Genomic DNA, 15,983 nt, shown 5'->3' on the forward strand with positions numbered 1-15,983 from the left:
AGGGGGGAGGGAGAAAACAACCGGGATAAGGGCAAAATTACATCAGTTCGGGCACTTATACACCTGGCCGTTCATGACGCTTGCGGTCGGCGCGAAGCTCGACAGCAGATTCTGGCTTGGGCTGCTGACGCCATAAATCACGTTACCGCCCATTGCGGCCGCATTGTTACGCAGGGCATTTGCCGCGCCGCGCATCGAGCCGCCCTCTTCGCCGTGCTGACCAGATAGCCAGTTGCTCTGCTCACCGCTGGCGCTGCCTAACAGCTGGCAGTTGCTGGCCGGCTTCTCTTCAACAAAGCGAACGCTTTGACCCGCGGCACTCAGATCGTTATTGCTGGTACTGCATCCCGCCAGCAGCAACGCTGCCACAGCCATTCCTGCTGAAACTTTTATGCGCATGTTGTTCCCCGTAATCAATGCTGTGTTCAATGTAGTCGTGGGCCATCATCACCCGGTATGACCTTATACCAGACTGAGGCCCAAAAGAAAAAACCCTCAGCCATTTCTGACTGAGGGTTCTTTAACACAAGGTGCTTTGGGTTACATCATGCCGCCCATGCCACCCATGCCGCCCATACCACCAGCGCCGCCTAAATCAGGCGCATCGCTTTTAGGCAGGTCGGTAACCATGCACTCGGTGGTGATCATCAGGCCAGCCACGGATGCCGCGTACTGCAGAGCAGAACGGGTCACTTTGGTTGGATCCAGGATACCCATGTCGATCATGTTGCCGTATTCTTCGGTTGCTGCGTTGTAGCCGTAGTTGCCGTCGCCCGCTTTCACGGTGTTAGCAACAACGGATGGCTCTTCGCCGCAGTTCAGCACGATTTGACGCAGCGGAGCTTCCATTGCACGCAGTGCAACTTTGATACCCACGTTCTGGTCTTCGTTCACGCCACGCAGTTCGCCCAGCTTAGAAGCGACACGGATCAGCGCAACGCCACCGCCAGCTACCACGCCTTCTTCTACCGCAGCACGAGTTGCGTGCAGAGCATCTTCAACGCGAGCTTTCTTCTCTTTCATTTCAACTTCGGTAGCCGCACCGACTTTGATTACCGCAACGCCGCCAGCCAGTTTCGCTACGCGCTCCTGCAGTTTTTCACGGTCGTAATCAGAAGTTGCTTCTTCGATCTGCTGACGGATCTGGGAGACGCGGCCAGCAATCGCAGGTTCTTCACCGCTGCCATCGATGATGGTGGTGGTGTCTTTGTTGATAACGATACGCTTAGCGGTACCCAGATCTTCCAGGGTCGCTTTCTCCAGCTCCATACCGATCTCTTCAGAGATAACGGTACCGCCGGTCAGGATAGCGATATCCTGCAGCATTGCTTTACGACGGTCGCCGAAGCCAGGTGCTTTAACAGCAGCCACTTTCACGATGCCGCGCATGGTGTTAACAACCAGCGTAGCCAGCGCTTCGCCTTCAACATCTTCAGCGATGATCAGCAGTGGTTTACCGGCTTTCGCAACGGCTTCCAGAACTGGCAGCATTTCACGGATGTTGGAGATTTTCTTGTCAGCCAGAAGGATGAACGGGCTGTCCAGTTCGATAGAACCGGTTTCTGGCTTGTTGATGAAGTACGGAGACAGGTAGCCACGGTCGAACTGCATACCTTCAACCACGTCCAGCTCGTCCTGCAGGCCGGTGCCTTCTTCAACGGTGATAACGCCTTCTTTGCCCACTTTCTCCATCGCTTCAGCGATCAGAGTACCTACGGTTTCGTCGGAGTTAGCAGAGATAGTACCAACCTGAGCGATAGCTTTAGAGTCAGAGCATGGTACGGACAGCGCTTTCAGCTCTTCAACCGCAGCGATAACCGCTTTGTCGATGCCGCGCTTCAGGTCCATTGGGTTCATGCCCGCAGCCACAGCTTTCAGGCCTTCGGTGATGATTGACTGAGCCAGTACGGTGGCGGTGGTGGTGCCGTCGCCCGCAGCGTCGTTCGCTTTAGAGGCAACTTCTTTCACCATCTGCGCGCCCATGTTTTCGAACTTGTCTTCCAGTTCGATTTCACGCGCTACGGAAACACCATCTTTAGTGATGGTCGGTGCACCGAAAGATTTATCCAGAACCACGTTACGGCCTTTAGGACCGAGGGTAACTTTCACTGCATCTGCCAGTACGTTTACGCCGCGCAGCATTTTCACACGAGCGTCGTTACCGAATTTTACGTCTTTAGCTGCCATTCTTTTTTTCCCTTAAATTCGTTTAATTTGCCTGCGGATTACGCTTCAACAATTGCCAGGATGTCGCTTTCGGACATGATCAACACTTCTTCATTGTCGATCTTCTCGGACTTCACACCGTAACCATCGTTGAAAATCACGATGTCGCCGACTTTTACGTCCAGCGGTTGCACGTTACCGTTTTCCAGGATGCGGCCTTTACCGACAGCGATGATTTCGCCACGAGTTGATTTACCTGCTGCGCTACCGGTCAGCACGATGCCGCCTGCAGACTTGGACTCAACTTCTTTACGCTTGACGATGACGCGGTCGTGTAGTGGACGAATACTCATGTGATAGCTCTCCTTTGAGAAAGTCAGTATCAATTGTTTGGGTAACGCCGGCCCAGATGGGTTATCGGCTGGTGACGTGAGAGATGGGGATGCGCCTTCCCCCCTTCAAGGGGGGAAAACAAAAAAATTATAATTTTTAACGATTGTGACGGTCGTCGTTATCACGGAAATCGTCACGCTCTTCGAGGCGCTTTGGGCCATCGTCCTTACGCTGGTACTCACCGTCGAAGGTCTGGCCGCCGTCCGCCCCCGCGCTGAAACCACCGCCAGGCATGCGGGAGAAGCGCAGATGGGGCATCAGCTTCATGGTCAGATGCTTCTGGACCGGCGGTAACAGCAGCAGCAGGCCCAGGAAATCCGTGAAGAAGCCGGGCAGCAGCAGCAGGAAGCCGGACAGCACCAGCGAGACGCTCTTTATCATCTCTGCCGCAGGGCTTTCGCCAGCCGCCATCTTCTGCTGCATCTGCATGAAGGTTTTAAAGCCCTGGTTGCGCACCAGCGACATACCGATGATGGAGGTAAAGATGACCAGCAGCAGGGTCAGCAGGACGCCAAACACATGAGCGACCTGAATAAATATGGATATCTCTATGTAAACATAAAGAAAAATGGCAATTAACGGTATCCAGCGCACCGTATTCTCCTGTAATGAGGCAGGCGCACCAGTGCACCTGCGAAAGGGTCAGCACTAACGCATTGCTAACAGATGGTGACGCTTTAGCCAAAGATCAATCTAACCACCAGCTTATTTTTCACGAAATCTTCATCCGTTGATCGAAATCACATATTAATAATTGTTATGTGATGTCGCTTTTAATAAGTGATCCAGATAGCTGCTTTTCGCTATGATCAGCATATCATCACGGCATGGAGACCGATTATGGACATATTCTTCGGTCTATTCATCTCACGACCACACATCCTGTGCGTGAAAACGGTACATTTATTGGCAGCTTGAAAAAGAAGGTTCACATGTTAAATAACATTCGTATCGAAGAAGATTTGTTGGGTACCAGGGAAGTGCCAGCGGACGCCTACTACGGCGTTCATACTCTGAGAGCGATTGAAAACTTCTACATCAGTAACAACAAAATCAGCGATATCCCTGAATTTGTGCGCGGTATGGTCATGGTGAAGAAAGCGGCAGCGATGGCGAACAAGGAGTTGCAGACCATCCCGAAAAGCATTGCCAACACCATTATTCAGGCCTGTGACGAAGTGTTGAACAACGGCAAGTGCATGGATCAGTTCCCGGTAGACGTTTACCAGGGCGGGGCCGGTACCTCCGTTAACATGAACACCAACGAAGTGCTCGCCAATATCGGGCTTGAGCTGATGGGCCACCAGAAAGGTGAGTATCAGTACCTCAACCCGAACGACCACGTCAATAAATGCCAGTCCACCAACGATGCCTACCCAACCGGTTTCCGCATCGCGGTATATGCCTCTATCGTCAAGCTGATCGATGCTATCAACCAGCTCGGCGACGGCTTCCAGCGCAAAGCTGTCGAATTCGAAAACATTCTGAAAATGGGCCGTACCCAGCTGCAGGATGCGGTGCCGATGACGCTGGGCCAGGAGTTCCACGCCTTTAACGTCCTGCTGACCGAAGAGACTAAAAACCTGCTGCGCACCGCAGAGCTGCTGCTGGAAGTTAACCTCGGCGCGACGGCAATCGGTACGCGTCTGAACACCCCTGAAGGCTACCAGCAGCTGGCCGTGCAGAAGCTGGCGGAAGTCAGCAACCTGCCGTGCGTACCGGCGGAAGACCTGATTGAAGCGACCTCCGACTGCGGCGCCTACGTCATGGTGCACAGCTCGCTCAAGCGCCTGGCGGTGAAAATGTCGAAGATCTGTAACGACCTTCGCCTGCTCTCCTCCGGTCCGCGCTCCGGCCTGAACGAAATCAACCTGCCAGAGCTGCAGGCCGGCTCTTCAATCATGCCTGCTAAGGTGAACCCGGTAGTGCCGGAAGTGGTGAACCAGGTGTGCTTCAAAGTCATCGGCAACGACATTACCGTGACCATGGCCTCTGAAGCGGGCCAGCTGCAGCTGAACGTCATGGAGCCGGTGATTGGCCAGGCGATGTTTGAGTCCATCCACATCCTGACCAACGCCTGCTACAACCTGCTGGAAAAATGCATCAACGGCATCACCGCTAACAAAGAAGTGTGCGAGAGCTACGTCTACAACTCGATTGGTATTGTGACTTATCTTAACCCGTTCATTGGCCACCACAACGGTGACATCGTCGGGAAGATTTGCGCGGAGACGGGTAAAAGCGTACGCGAGGTTGTGCTGGAACGCGGCCTGCTTACGGAAGCAGAGCTGGACGATATTTTCTCGGTCCATAACCTGATGCACCCGGTCTACAAAGCCAAACGCTACACGGATGAAAGTGAACAATGATATTCACGAGTAGCTAGCTAAGCCAAAAGGCACGTCCATCGCGACGTGCCTTTTTCGTTTCATAAACACAATAATACAACAACTCATTTTCAACTCATTAATCTTCAAGGAAGCATCCATGATAGTCATCGAGCTCATCATCGTGTTGGCAGCCATATTTCTTGGCGCAAGGTTAGGCGGTATCGGTATCGGCTATGCCGGGGGACTGGGGGTGCTGGTGCTGGCGCTGATAGGCGTAAAACCCGGCCATATCCCCTTTGATGTTATTTCCATTATTATGGCGGTGATCGCGGCTATCTCTGCGATGCAGATCGCGGGCGGCCTTGACTACCTGGTTAACCAGACTGAAAAGCTGCTGCGCAAGAACCCGAAATACATCACTATTCTCGCGCCCATCGTGACCTACTTCCTGACGATTTTTGCGGGAACCGGCAACATCTCTTTAGCCACGCTGCCGGTAATTGCAGAAGTTGCAAAAGAGCAGGGTATTAAGCCTTGTCGTCCTCTGTCCACCGCCGTTGTTTCGGCTCAGATTGCTATCACCGCGTCCCCAATTTCGGCGGCAGTGGTGTATATGTCCTCCGTGCTCGAAGGCCATGGCGTCAGCTACATTCATCTGCTGGCGGTGGTCATCCCTTCTACGCTGATGGCCGTGCTGATCATGTCCTTCCTGGTCTCTAAGCTGTTCAACTCAAAGCTCTCTGACGATCCGGTTTACCGCAAGCGCCTGGAAGAGGGGCTTATCGAACTGCGTGGCGACAAGCAGATGGAGATCAAGCCCCGGGCTAAAGCGTCCGTGCTGATGTTCCTGCTTGGGGTGGTGTGCGTTGTTATCTACGCCATTATCAACAGCCCGAGCCTGGGCCTGGTCGCCACGCCGCTGATGAACACCACCAATGCGATCCTGATTATCATGCTGTCCGTCGCCACGCTGACTACCGTCTTCTGCGGCGTTGAAACTGAAAGCATCCTTAGCTCAAGCACTTTCAAAGCGGGCATGAGCGCCTGTATCTGTATCCTGGGCGTGGCCTGGCTTGGTGATACCTTTGTTTCCGCCAACATCGATTGGATTAAAGAGACGGCCGGTAGCGTGATCCAGAGCCATCCGTGGCTGCTGGCGGTGATCTTCTTCTTCGCCTCCGCCCTGCTCTACTCCCAGGCGGCGACCGCTAAGGCGCTGATGCCGATGGCCCTGGCCCTGAACGTTTCGCCACTGACCGCGGTTGCTTCTTTTGCCGCCGTTTCCGGCCTGTTTATTCTGCCAACCTACCCGACGCTGGTCGCTGCGGTACAGATGGACGACACCGGCACCACGCGCATTGGCAAGTTCGTCTTTAATCATCCGTTCTTTATTCCGGGCACGATAGGCGTTGTGCTTTCGGTCTGCTTCGGCTTCCTGCTGGGCAGCTTCATTTTGTAAATATCCCAAAACGCGGGTCGCTTTGCGGCCCGTTCTCTTCTCGCTCGTCCCGCCGTGCTATAGTCACCCGCAGTTTCCCTTCAGAGGAGGTTTGCGATGTCGACTACCCAGGCCGTTGTCATATTGTGTACTGCCCCGGATGAGGCCACCGCCCAGGATCTTGCCGCTCTCGTACTGGCAGAAAAGCTCGCCGCGTGCGTGACCCTGCTGCCCGGCGCTACCTCGCTCTACTACTGGGAGGGGAAAATGGAACAGGAGTATGAAGTGCAGATGGTGCTTAAAAGCGACGTTGACCATCAGGAAGCGCTGCTGGCCTGTCTGAAATCGCACCATCCTTACAAAACACCTGAATTACTGGCTCTGCCGGTTACCCACGGAGATAGTGAATACCTCTCATGGCTCTACGCATCTTTACGCTGATCTTCCTGCTCTTCAGCACGCAAACTTTCGCAGGTCTGTTCGATAACCAGGGCAAATCGCAGTTCGTCCCGGTCGATCAGGCTTTTGCCTTTGATTTCCAGCAGTCCGGCAGCCAGCTCAACCTGAACTGGCAGATTAAACCTGGCTACTATCTGTATCGCCAGCAGATCAAGCTCAACCCGGCTCAGGCAGAGATTGCTCCGCCCGCCCTGCCGAAGGCGGCCTGGCACGAAGATGAGTTCTACGGCAAAACCGAGATTTACACCGATAAGCTGAACCTGCCGGTGACGGTGAACGCCGCCGCCAAAGGCGCGACGCTAAGCGTGACCTACCAGGGCTGCGCCGAAGCCGGGTTCTGCTATCCGCCGGAAACAAAAACCGTTCCGCTGAGTGAGGTCGTGGCTTCTGAAGAAAGTCGCCCTCACCCTACCCCTCTCCCCCAGGAGAGGGGACAAACCAGTGCAGAGCACTCTTCCTCCCTCTCCTCCTCTGGGGAGAGGGCCGGGGTGAGGGGAGCAGGCGACATAGAGTCTAACCAGCTCCCGTTCTCCGCTCTGTGGGCATTCCTGATCGGCATCGGCATCGCCTTCACGCCGTGCGTGCTGCCGATGTACCCGCTGATCTCCAGCATCGTACTGGGCGGTAAACAGCGCCTCTCCACCGGACGCGCGCTGCTGCTGGCATTTATCTACGTGCAGGGGATGGCCCTGACCTACACTGCGCTGGGCCTGGTGGTTGCGGCTGCGGGATTACAGTTCCAGGCCGCGCTGCAGCACCCGTACGTGCTAATCGGCCTGTCGGTGCTGTTTGTACTGCTGGCGGCGTCCATGTTCGGGATGTTCACCCTGCAACTCCCCTCTTCCCTGCAAACGCGCCTTACGCTGATGAGCAACCGCCAGCAGGGTGGTTCGGCGGGCGGCGTTTTTGCAATGGGCGCGCTGGCAGGGTTGATTTGCTCGCCGTGCACCACCGCACCGCTTAGCGCCATTCTGCTGTATATCGCGCAGAGCGGGAACATGTGGCTCGGCGGCGGCACGCTCTATCTTTACGCGCTGGGCATGGGCCTGCCGCTGATCCTGATCACCGTCTTCGGCAACCGCCTGCTGCCGAAAAGCGGCCCGTGGATGGAAACGGTCAAAATTGCCTTCGGCTTTGTGATCCTGGCGCTGCCGGTATTCCTGCTCGAACGCGTGCTGGGGGACGTCTGGGGCTTGCGTCTGTGGGGGCTGCTGGGCGTGGCGTTCTTCTGCTGGGCGTTTATCACCAGCCTGCAGGCCAGCAAACCGTGGATGCGCCTGGTGCAAATCATCCTGCTGGGTGCCGCGCTTGTTAGCGCGAAGCCGCTTCAGGACTGGGCGTTTGGCACGGCGGTTACCGCCAGCCAGCCTCACCTGAACTTCACACGTATTGCTAACGTCGATCAGCTTGACCAGGCGCTGACGCAGGCCAAAGGTAAACCGGTCATGCTGGACCTTTATGCAGACTGGTGCGTGGCCTGTAAAGAGTTCGAGAAATATACCTTTAGCGATCCGCAGGTTCAGAAGCAGCTCGCAAATACCGTGCTGCTCCAGGCAGATGTCACTGCCAATAACGCGCAGGATGTGGCACTGTTAAAGCATCTGAACGTATTAGGCCTGCCGACGATTCTGTTCTTTGATGCCGAAGGCCAGGAGCGTCCTGCCGCCCGCGTCACGGGCTTTATGGACGCCAGCGCTTTCGACACGCATTTGCGCAAACAGGCGCAGTAAACAACACTAATGTGGGATAACCCGTTGAACGACGGAGGAGAATACCGTGCAACGCGAAGACGTACTTGAGCACGCCCTGCACGTCCTTGAACGTGAAGGGATTGCCAGCACCACCCTGGAGATGGTCGCAGGTGAGGCGGACCAGCCGCTGCATGACATCGAAAAATACTGGCCCGACAGCGAAGCGCTGCTGTACGACGCGCTGCGCTACCTGAGCCAGCAGGCCGAGGCCTGGCGCCGTCAGTTCATGCTCGACGATTCACTGTCGATTGAGCAAAAGCTGATGAAGCGCTATGAGGCTCTGACCGAATGCGTCAACAATGAGCGCTATCCCGGCTGCCTGTTCATTGCCGCCTGCACGCTTTATCCCGATCCTTCCCACCCTGTTCATCAGCTGGCCGACCAGCAGAAAAAACGGGCGTGGGAGTACACTCACGAGCTGCTGACCCAGCTTGAGGTGGACGATCCGGTGATGGTCGCCCATCAGATGGACCTGGTGCTGGAAGGCTGCCTGAGCAAGCTGCTGGTCAACCGTAGCCAGGCGGACATCGATACCGCTCAGCGTCTTGCGGAAGATATTCTGCGCTTTGCCCAGTGCCGCAAGGGCGGCGCGCTGACCTGAGGCTAGCCGAGAAATCCTGCCCAGGCTGAAGCCAGCAAGCACAGCGCCATCCCCCGTTGGAACCAGACGAGTGATGTCGTTGTGCGAAATACCCTTTCCACCGCCTTCCCCAGCAAAGCCCAGCAGCTCAGGCAGAGCAAAGAAATCAGTAAAAACCACCCTGAGAGCAGTAACACCCCCTGCAAAGGCTGCGTCCCCTGAGGAGCAAACAGGCTGACCACCGCCAGCGCCATCATCCACGTTTTAGGATTAATAAGCTGCAACAGTGCCGCCGCCCGACAGCTAAATGGACGCAGAGCGTCATCCCTGAGGTTCGCCGCCGGTGCGCTAAATAGCTGCCAGCTCAGCCAGCTTAACCAGAGCGCGCCAGCCCAGCTCATGACGTCCCGTATCACAGGATACTGACGTAATAACTCCCCCGCTCCCGCACCGGAAATAAAGACGATAAGACAGGCGGCAAAACACGCCCCGAACACCGCCGGAAGCGTCGCCCTCACGCCGAAGCGCTGGCTGTTAGCCAGAATCAAAATATTGGTCGGTCCCGGGGTGATGGAAGCCACAAAGGCAAAAAGCAAAAATGGGGCAACAGAAGAAAGCTGGCTCACGGTTCAGCAACTCCGGTGATGGTCTGAACCCTGACTTTTACCTTTTTTGCCCGGCTAGTCTGGAAGGTTTGTGCACAACCTGCGGTAATGGGCCGGCGACAGGCGATAGGCACGCTGGAACCAGCGGCCTAAATGGCTTTGATCCGCAAACCCCAGCGCGGCCGCAACGTTGACCGGCAGCTCTCCCTTAGCGAGAAGCGCCCTCGCCCGCGCAAGACGTAGCTGGACGAGCCAGGCATGTGGCGCAAGATGAAATTCTCTTTTGAAGCAGCGGGTCAGCGTAAATCTGTCCGTCTGCGTTTCCCGCGCCAGGTCTGACAAACCGATATTCTCGCCTATGTGCGCATGCAGATAATCCCTGGCGCGGTGCGCAATGGCCGTACTGCGGACCTGCGAAGACAGACGCTTTCGCCACTCGCAGTGGCCAGTGAGCTGCCCTAAAAGATTATCCATCGTGTTTTGCTGCACAATCCTCATCTCTTCGCCGTGCAGGGCCTGAAACGCGCCAGAAATTGCCTGCGCGAGCCGGGGGTCATGTGCAATCGTGCGGCAAAAATGCAGCGAATAGCTGGAAGGCGTGCTTTCAAATAGTCCCTGAAGTGTTCTCGTCAGCCACTGCTCGTCGAGATAAAACGTCAGGTAGGTAAAACCGCCCGCAACCGGAGCGTCACCGTCGTGGATCTCCCCAGGCTCAAGCAAAAAAACATCGCCGGGCGTGCTGTGATGGCGTTCCCTGCGGCAGTGGAACTGCTGCGTGCCCGCAAGCGTGATGCCGACAAGATAGCTGTCGTGCCAGTGGGGGTCGTATGCGTGGCCCTCAAAATGGGCCCGAATCGTCTCTATGCCCGTCTCGCCATGTTGGTGTAGTTCAACCCAGTCTTGTGCCATTTCCCCTCCTGATTCCAGCCTGCCAGAATTTGCAACCGCGCGAAAAATGTCTGGAAGATTTGTGCATTATCGCCACCGAAGGGCAAACAACGCCTCAGATTGACGCAAAGTTAAGCGATTGAACAGTTTTCCCTGAAATATGATTGACGCCCAACGGCCTTTACGGTTTAATGCGCCCCGTTGCCCGGATAGCTCAGTCGGTAGAGCAGGGGATTGAAAATCCCCGTGTCCTTGGTTCGATTCCGAGTCCGGGCACCACTATTTAAAGAAACCAGCCTAAGGGCTGGTTTTTTGCTTTCTGGCATCTGGACTCGTCATCGAATTTGGTTCGATTATTCGCTGCGAGCAGCTCACCCCTTCGGGGCCAGCGCGAAGAGCGCGCAGTTCAAACTGCCTGCGGCGTTAGTCCGAGTCCGGGCCCCACTATTTAAAGAACCCAGCCTATGGCTGGGTTTTTGCTTTTCTGCGTCTGGACTCGTCATCGAATTTGGTTCAATTACTCGCTGCGAGCAGCTCACCCCTTCGGGGCCAGCGCGAAGAGCGCGCTGTTCAAACGCCTGCGGCGTTAGTCCGAGTCCGGGCACCACTGTTTTAAGAACCCAGCCTATGGCTGGGTTTTTGCTTTTCTGCGTCTGGACTCGTCATCGGACACATCAACGCCCCTGCCCCGATCATTGACCTCGCCCATAATATTCAGCTAATCGGCACTCTCTTCACGCGGCTTCCGACCCTGGCCCTGTTTCATTTATGGTCTGAAAACTTATCAAATCATAAAAAAAATATTATTCTCGCCTTTCTATTATTCATCAGCTTTATGAAACACGTAAAAGACAATCACTCAACCAATATTAAACCCGTCCTTTTAGACATACATACAGGCGAAACGGGAAAATTAGGAATATCTTTAGGTTTTTGTTCCCTCACTGCATTGCAGTCTGCTTTCATTTTACTTAACCTACCCAATAAGAAATAAGAAATTTTTATTTGCAAAGCTTACCGACGAATAAATTAAGCAGAATTATAGCTTCTACAAATATTATTTGCATAACAAAACATACAGTATCTAATAACAAACCTGCTGGGTAGGTTACCATCAAAAATGACCGGCGCGATGAACACATAAATAACTATAGTGCAAAGCGTTAAAAAATCAGGCGTTAAGCGTTTGAAAAAGCGGCTTTACTTTTGTTGAAAAACATAAGTTCGGGGATGGATTTATATATCTTTCCGGGGGCTTATTTTGAAGTAGGGTGTACTGCGGCGTCTCCGTAGAAACGCTCAATAATGGAAATGAATGGCGTAGAAATATGCCAACTACAACTGCGATGTAATATTACATCCTTAAAGGAATAGAAATGAAAAAGACTCTGATGACTGCCGCCATTCTGGCGACCACGGCTCTCACTTCAAGCGTTGTTGCCGCAAGCGACGGCCAGATTAACTTCACCGGTGAAATCATTACTGCTGCATGTTCAGTAACTAACACCCCGTCTGCTCCGCTGACCGTTGCTTTGGGCAAAGTGTCTAAAGGTGCCTTTACCGGCGCTGGTACAACTGCCTCACCAACCACTTTCCAGCTGGAATTAACATCTTGCCCTGACACCGCATCTTCTGCTTCTGTGCGCTTTGACGGCACTAGCGTCACTGGCGATACCAGCATACTGGCGCTGAACGCGGCTACCGGCGTGGCTACTGGCGTTGGTATCCAGATCTCTGATGACGCTGGCGCAGTTGTTTCATTATTCCAGCCGTCTAAAACTTACACCCTGGCAGAAGCCCCAGCGGTGAACAAGCTGGGCTTTGTTGCCCGTTATATCGCTACCGCAACCACCATTACTGCTGGTCCGGCAAACTCCACTGCCAACTTTACTATTAACTACAACTAAGTTTATTTCTGCTGTTGATACAGCAACTTAATACTGACCAGAGGGCCAGATAAGTTAGAGCTGGCCCTTTAATTACTTAAAGCGGACTGAAAAATGCGAATTTTACCTGGAACTCTGTTGGCGGCCTTACTTCTTAGCACCAGCATGGCTCATGCAGGCGTTATTGTTGGCGGCACACGCCTTATTTATGATGCCAGCAAAAAGGAATCTTCTCTTAACATCAGCAATCCAGATGACGTCCCTTATTTAATTCAGGCCTGGGTTGAAAGTAAAGACGGCGAAACGGCCAAACCTCCCTTTATCGTTACCCCACCCCTCTTCAGGCTGGAAGGCGGTCAGGAAAACGTACTACGCGTTGTACAGGCGGGGGGGAATTTGCCGACAGATAAAGAATCCCTCTACTGGATGAGTATTAAATCTATCCCCTCAGCGACTAAAGAATATTCGGGAAACACTCTGCAAATTGCAGTTAAAACACGCATCAAACTAATTTACCGTCCTAAAAGTATTAAAGGCGTGGCAGAAGATGTCACCGATAAGCTGAGATGGTCACGCAGTGGAAGCAAAATAACGGTCACCAACCCAACGCCATTTTATATGAATTTCCACCAGGTTACCTTCGGTGGCAAAAAGGTTGAGGATGTCACCTTTGTCGCACCAGGCAGCAGCAGCACCTATGTCGTTCCGAAGGGAGCCTCAGCAAATAAAATCAGCTGGAAAATTATCAGTGACTACGGCGGCTCCGGCAAGGAGCACAGCGCTTCATTATAGATGACAGCGATGCCTGAAAAATAAAATATCCCTGCACAGGCAGTGCAGGAAAGGACACAGGATCTGAGGATCCTGAAGCCTATGGAGCTAAATGGATGAATAGCGCTAAAAAAGGGCACAGCTCGCGGGCTGCCCCGCGTAAACACCGCCTTGCCTGGCTGATAGCCGGGCAGCTGGCACTGATGGGGGGAACCTTTACGAAAGCACACGCAAGGGAGTTTTTTAACCCTGCTTTGCTGGAGCTTGATTCTGTACAGGGCGCCAGCGACATCGACCTCACCATGTTCGAAGAACAAGGTACACAGCCGCCTGGCACCTATCACGTCGATATTTATGTGAACAATGACATGGTGGATACCCGCGACGTAGAGTTTCAGCTGAAAAAAACGGCCGATGGCCCGGAGCGGCTGGAGCCCTGCCTGAGCGTAAAGCAGCTTAGCGAAATGGGTGTGAAGACGGACCATTTCCCGGCGCTCGGCAGCGCTGAGGAGCAATGTGCCAACCTTTCAGCTATACCTCAGGCCAGCGCAGATTTTCGTTTCAGTTCTCAGCAACTGCTGCTCAGCTTCCCCCAGGCTTCTGTCTCAAAGCAGCCGCGTGGCTACGTGTCCAAAACACAGTGGGACGAGGGTATTACCGCGCTGTTAATGAACTACAGCATCAGCGGCTCTAATACCTACGCCGGTACTGCCAATACCTCTGACTCAAATAATCAATATGCCAACCTGAGGCCCGGGATAAATATTGGTCCATGGCGATTACGTAACTACTCCACGTGGAACCGTGACAGCGAAGGACAGCAGCAATGGAAATCCGTTTATACCTACGCCCAGCGGGCGATCGCCCCTCTGGACGCTTCCCTTACGCTTGGTGACAGCAACTCGCCGAGTGAGATCTTTGACGGCGTGCCCTTCAGGGGAGCGCAAATAGCTTCTGACGATGAAATGCTGCCGGACAGCATGCGAGGCTACGCGCCCGTAGTGCGGGGCATCGCGCGAACTAACGCGGAAGTTATTATTCGTCAGGACGGCTACACCATTTATCAAAGCTATGTCTCCCCGGGCGCATTCGAAATTAACGATATGTACCCTACCGGCGGCAACGGCGACCTCGACGTCACCATTAAGGAAGCCGACGGCAGTGAACAGCACCTCATCGTGCCTTATGCTTCCCTGCCGGTTTTGCAGCGTGAAGGCCGCCTGAAATACTCCCTGACCTATGGTCAGTACCGCGCCTACGATGACAGCGTGGATAAAGTCATGTTCGGTCAGGGCACGGCCATGTACGGCCTGCCGAGCGGCTTCACCCTCTACACCGGCGGACAATTTGCAGAAAAATATCAGTCGGCTGCATTAGGCGTGGGCAAAAACATTGGTGAAATGGGGGCGCTTTCCGTTGATTTAACCCAGGCGTGGTCCACGCCGAAAAATACGGAAGAACAGTCGGGACAATCCTGGCGCATTCGTTACAGTAAAAATATCGTTCGCACCGGGACCAACTTCGCCATCGCGGGCTACCGTTACTCCACAAAAGGGTTCTACAGCCTCAACGAAATTCTGGATACCTGGCGTGACAGCAGCGCACCGTTAAACGATCAGCGCCGCCGCAACCGGACTGAATTCACCATGAACCAGGAGTTAGGTGAAGTGGCGGGATCGCTGGCAGTTAGCTGGATGAGCGAAGACTACTGGAACAGTAATCGCACCATGCGCTCCATCGGTGCCAGCTACAACAACAGCTGGAACGGCATCAGCTACGGCCTTAACTACAGCTACAACATCAATAGCCAGGATACCGGCTCCGGTAAAACTTACGAACGCGACCAGATCTTAGGTTTCAACATCACCGTGCCGTTCAGCCGCTTTGAACACAATACCAACGCCACCTACGGCATCAGCAGCAGTAAAAAAGGCAATACTTCGCAGAACCTGGGGATTAACGGCACCCTGCTCGATGACGACAACCTTAGCTGGAGCGCGCAGGAAACCTACGGCAATAAAGGCGTTGGCTATGGCGGCAACCTGAGTACGGACTACCGTGGCGCCTATGGTGAAGTCAACGCTGGCTACGCCTGGGATAACTCATCTAAGCGTCTCAACTATGGGCTGCAGGGCGGCATTATCGCCCATGAAAACGGCATCACCTTTGGGCAACCACTGGGCGAAACCGTTGCCCTGGTTAAAGCACCTGGTGCCGCTGGCGTAAACATCAGTAACCAGACAGGGGTCAAAACCGACTGGCGCGGCTATGCCATCGTGCCTTATTCAAGCCCGTACCGTAAAAACATGGTGCAGCTGAATACTGAAACCTTACCTGAAAACGTGGACTTAACGCTGACCACCCAGGCCGTCGTGCCAACGCGTGGGGCAGTCGTGCGGGCAAACTTTGAGGCCAACGTAGGATACCGAATTCTGATGTCTCTCCTGCGGGCCAATGGCAGCGTGGTGCCGTTCGGCGCAGTGGTCAACGACCCACAGCAGAAAACAGCTCAGGGTTTCCTGGTAGGGGATGCAGGCCAGGTCTATTTAACAGGGATGGCCGACAGCGGCACGCTGCAGGTGAAATGGGGAGCCGACGACGAACAAAGCTGCACGGTATCGTACCGCCTGGATCAACAAAATTCTCAGGACACGGCCGTCAAGATAATGACCGGCAAGTGTCTGTAATAATTAAGGAGAAGACGCTTTGAACTACA

The 15,983-nt window shown here is 54.1% G+C and carries 14 protein-coding genes and 1 tRNA gene; 9 read left to right on the forward strand and 6 right to left on the reverse strand.

The window, feature by feature from the left end; genetic code table 11:
• Positions 1 to 42: 42 nt before the first annotated feature.
• The 4 genes from AAE045_RS03220 to AAE045_RS03235 form a co-directional block, all read right to left on the reverse strand.
• Positions 43 to 399: a DUF4156 domain-containing protein gene (locus AAE045_RS03220; protein WP_455546431.1), complete on the reverse strand. Its 357-nt coding sequence runs from the start codon at positions 397 to 399 to the stop codon at positions 43 to 45.
• Positions 400 to 540: 141 nt separating this feature from the next.
• Positions 541 to 2,187, reverse strand: coding sequence for a chaperonin GroEL (gene groL, locus AAE045_RS03225; protein ID WP_455426009.1), 1,647 nt, complete (start codon positions 2,185 to 2,187; stop codon positions 541 to 543).
• 38 nt (positions 2,188 to 2,225) lie between these two features.
• Positions 2,226 to 2,519: a co-chaperone GroES gene (locus AAE045_RS03230; protein WP_043081801.1), complete on the reverse strand. Its 294-nt coding sequence runs from the start codon at positions 2,517 to 2,519 to the stop codon at positions 2,226 to 2,228.
• Positions 2,520 to 2,655: 136 nt separating this feature from the next.
• Positions 2,656 to 3,153, reverse strand: coding sequence for an FxsA family protein (locus tag AAE045_RS03235; protein ID WP_455546432.1), 498 nt, complete (start codon positions 3,151 to 3,153; stop codon positions 2,656 to 2,658).
• Between the two features lie 338 nt (positions 3,154 to 3,491).
• On the opposite strand from AAE045_RS03235, the gene aspA reads away from it, so the two are divergent.
• From aspA to AAE045_RS03260, 5 genes are all read left to right on the forward strand, one after another.
• Positions 3,492 to 4,928, forward strand: coding sequence for an aspartate ammonia-lyase (gene aspA, locus AAE045_RS03240; protein WP_455546433.1), 1,437 nt, complete (start codon positions 3,492 to 3,494; stop codon positions 4,926 to 4,928).
• A gap of 118 nt (positions 4,929 to 5,046) precedes the next feature.
• Entirely contained in the window at positions 5,047 to 6,348 is a 1,302-nt protein-coding gene (locus tag AAE045_RS03245; RefSeq protein ID WP_455546434.1) for an anaerobic C4-dicarboxylate transporter, read from the forward strand.
• A gap of 96 nt (positions 6,349 to 6,444) precedes the next feature.
• Entirely contained in the window at positions 6,445 to 6,768 is a 324-nt protein-coding gene (gene cutA / locus AAE045_RS03250) for a divalent cation tolerance protein CutA (RefSeq protein ID WP_455546435.1), read from the forward strand.
• Entirely contained in the window at positions 6,744 to 8,516 is a 1,773-nt protein-coding gene (locus tag AAE045_RS03255; protein ID WP_455546436.1) for a protein-disulfide reductase DsbD, read from the forward strand. The genes cutA and AAE045_RS03255 overlap by 25 nt, the downstream gene beginning before the upstream one ends.
• Before the next feature lie 46 nt (positions 8,517 to 8,562).
• Positions 8,563 to 9,138, forward strand: a complete 576-nt coding sequence (locus tag AAE045_RS03260) for a transcriptional regulator (RefSeq protein ID WP_455546437.1) — start codon at positions 8,563 to 8,565, stop codon at positions 9,136 to 9,138.
• A gap of 2 nt (positions 9,139 to 9,140) precedes the next feature.
• Here the strand turns inward: AAE045_RS03260 and AAE045_RS03265 are convergent, their stop codons facing one another.
• Complete coding sequence (locus tag AAE045_RS03265) at positions 9,141 to 9,743, reverse strand: LysE family translocator (RefSeq protein ID WP_455546438.1); 603 nt, start codon at positions 9,741 to 9,743, stop codon at positions 9,141 to 9,143.
• A 54-nt stretch (positions 9,744 to 9,797) separates the two neighbouring features.
• Positions 9,798 to 10,631: an AraC family ligand binding domain-containing protein gene (locus tag AAE045_RS03270; protein ID WP_455546439.1), complete on the reverse strand. Its 834-nt coding sequence runs from the start codon at positions 10,629 to 10,631 to the stop codon at positions 9,798 to 9,800.
• A gap of 182 nt (positions 10,632 to 10,813) precedes the next feature.
• On the opposite strand from AAE045_RS03270, the gene AAE045_RS03275 reads away from it, so the two are divergent.
• From AAE045_RS03275 to AAE045_RS03290, 4 genes are all read left to right on the forward strand, one after another.
• Positions 10,814 to 10,889: transfer RNA gene (locus tag AAE045_RS03275), tRNA-Phe, on the forward strand.
• Between the two features lie 1,097 nt (positions 10,890 to 11,986).
• Positions 11,987 to 12,517: a fimbrial protein gene (locus AAE045_RS03280; protein ID WP_455546440.1), complete on the forward strand. Its 531-nt coding sequence runs from the start codon at positions 11,987 to 11,989 to the stop codon at positions 12,515 to 12,517.
• A 93-nt stretch (positions 12,518 to 12,610) separates the two neighbouring features.
• Positions 12,611 to 13,288 carry a fimbrial biogenesis chaperone gene (locus AAE045_RS03285; protein ID WP_455546441.1) on the forward strand — a complete coding sequence of 226 codons (678 nt, stop codon included), beginning with the start codon at positions 12,611 to 12,613 and terminating at the stop codon, positions 13,286 to 13,288.
• A gap of 95 nt (positions 13,289 to 13,383) precedes the next feature.
• Positions 13,384 to 15,954 (forward strand): fimbria/pilus outer membrane usher protein, encoded by a 2,571-nt coding sequence (locus tag AAE045_RS03290; RefSeq protein ID WP_455546442.1) that lies wholly within the window; start codon positions 13,384 to 13,386, stop codon positions 15,952 to 15,954.
• Positions 15,955 to 15,983 lie beyond the last annotated feature (29 nt).

Source organism: Dryocola clanedunensis (assembly GCF_038405435.1).
GTDB lineage: Bacteria > Pseudomonadota > Gammaproteobacteria > Enterobacterales > Enterobacteriaceae > Dryocola > Dryocola clanedunensis_A.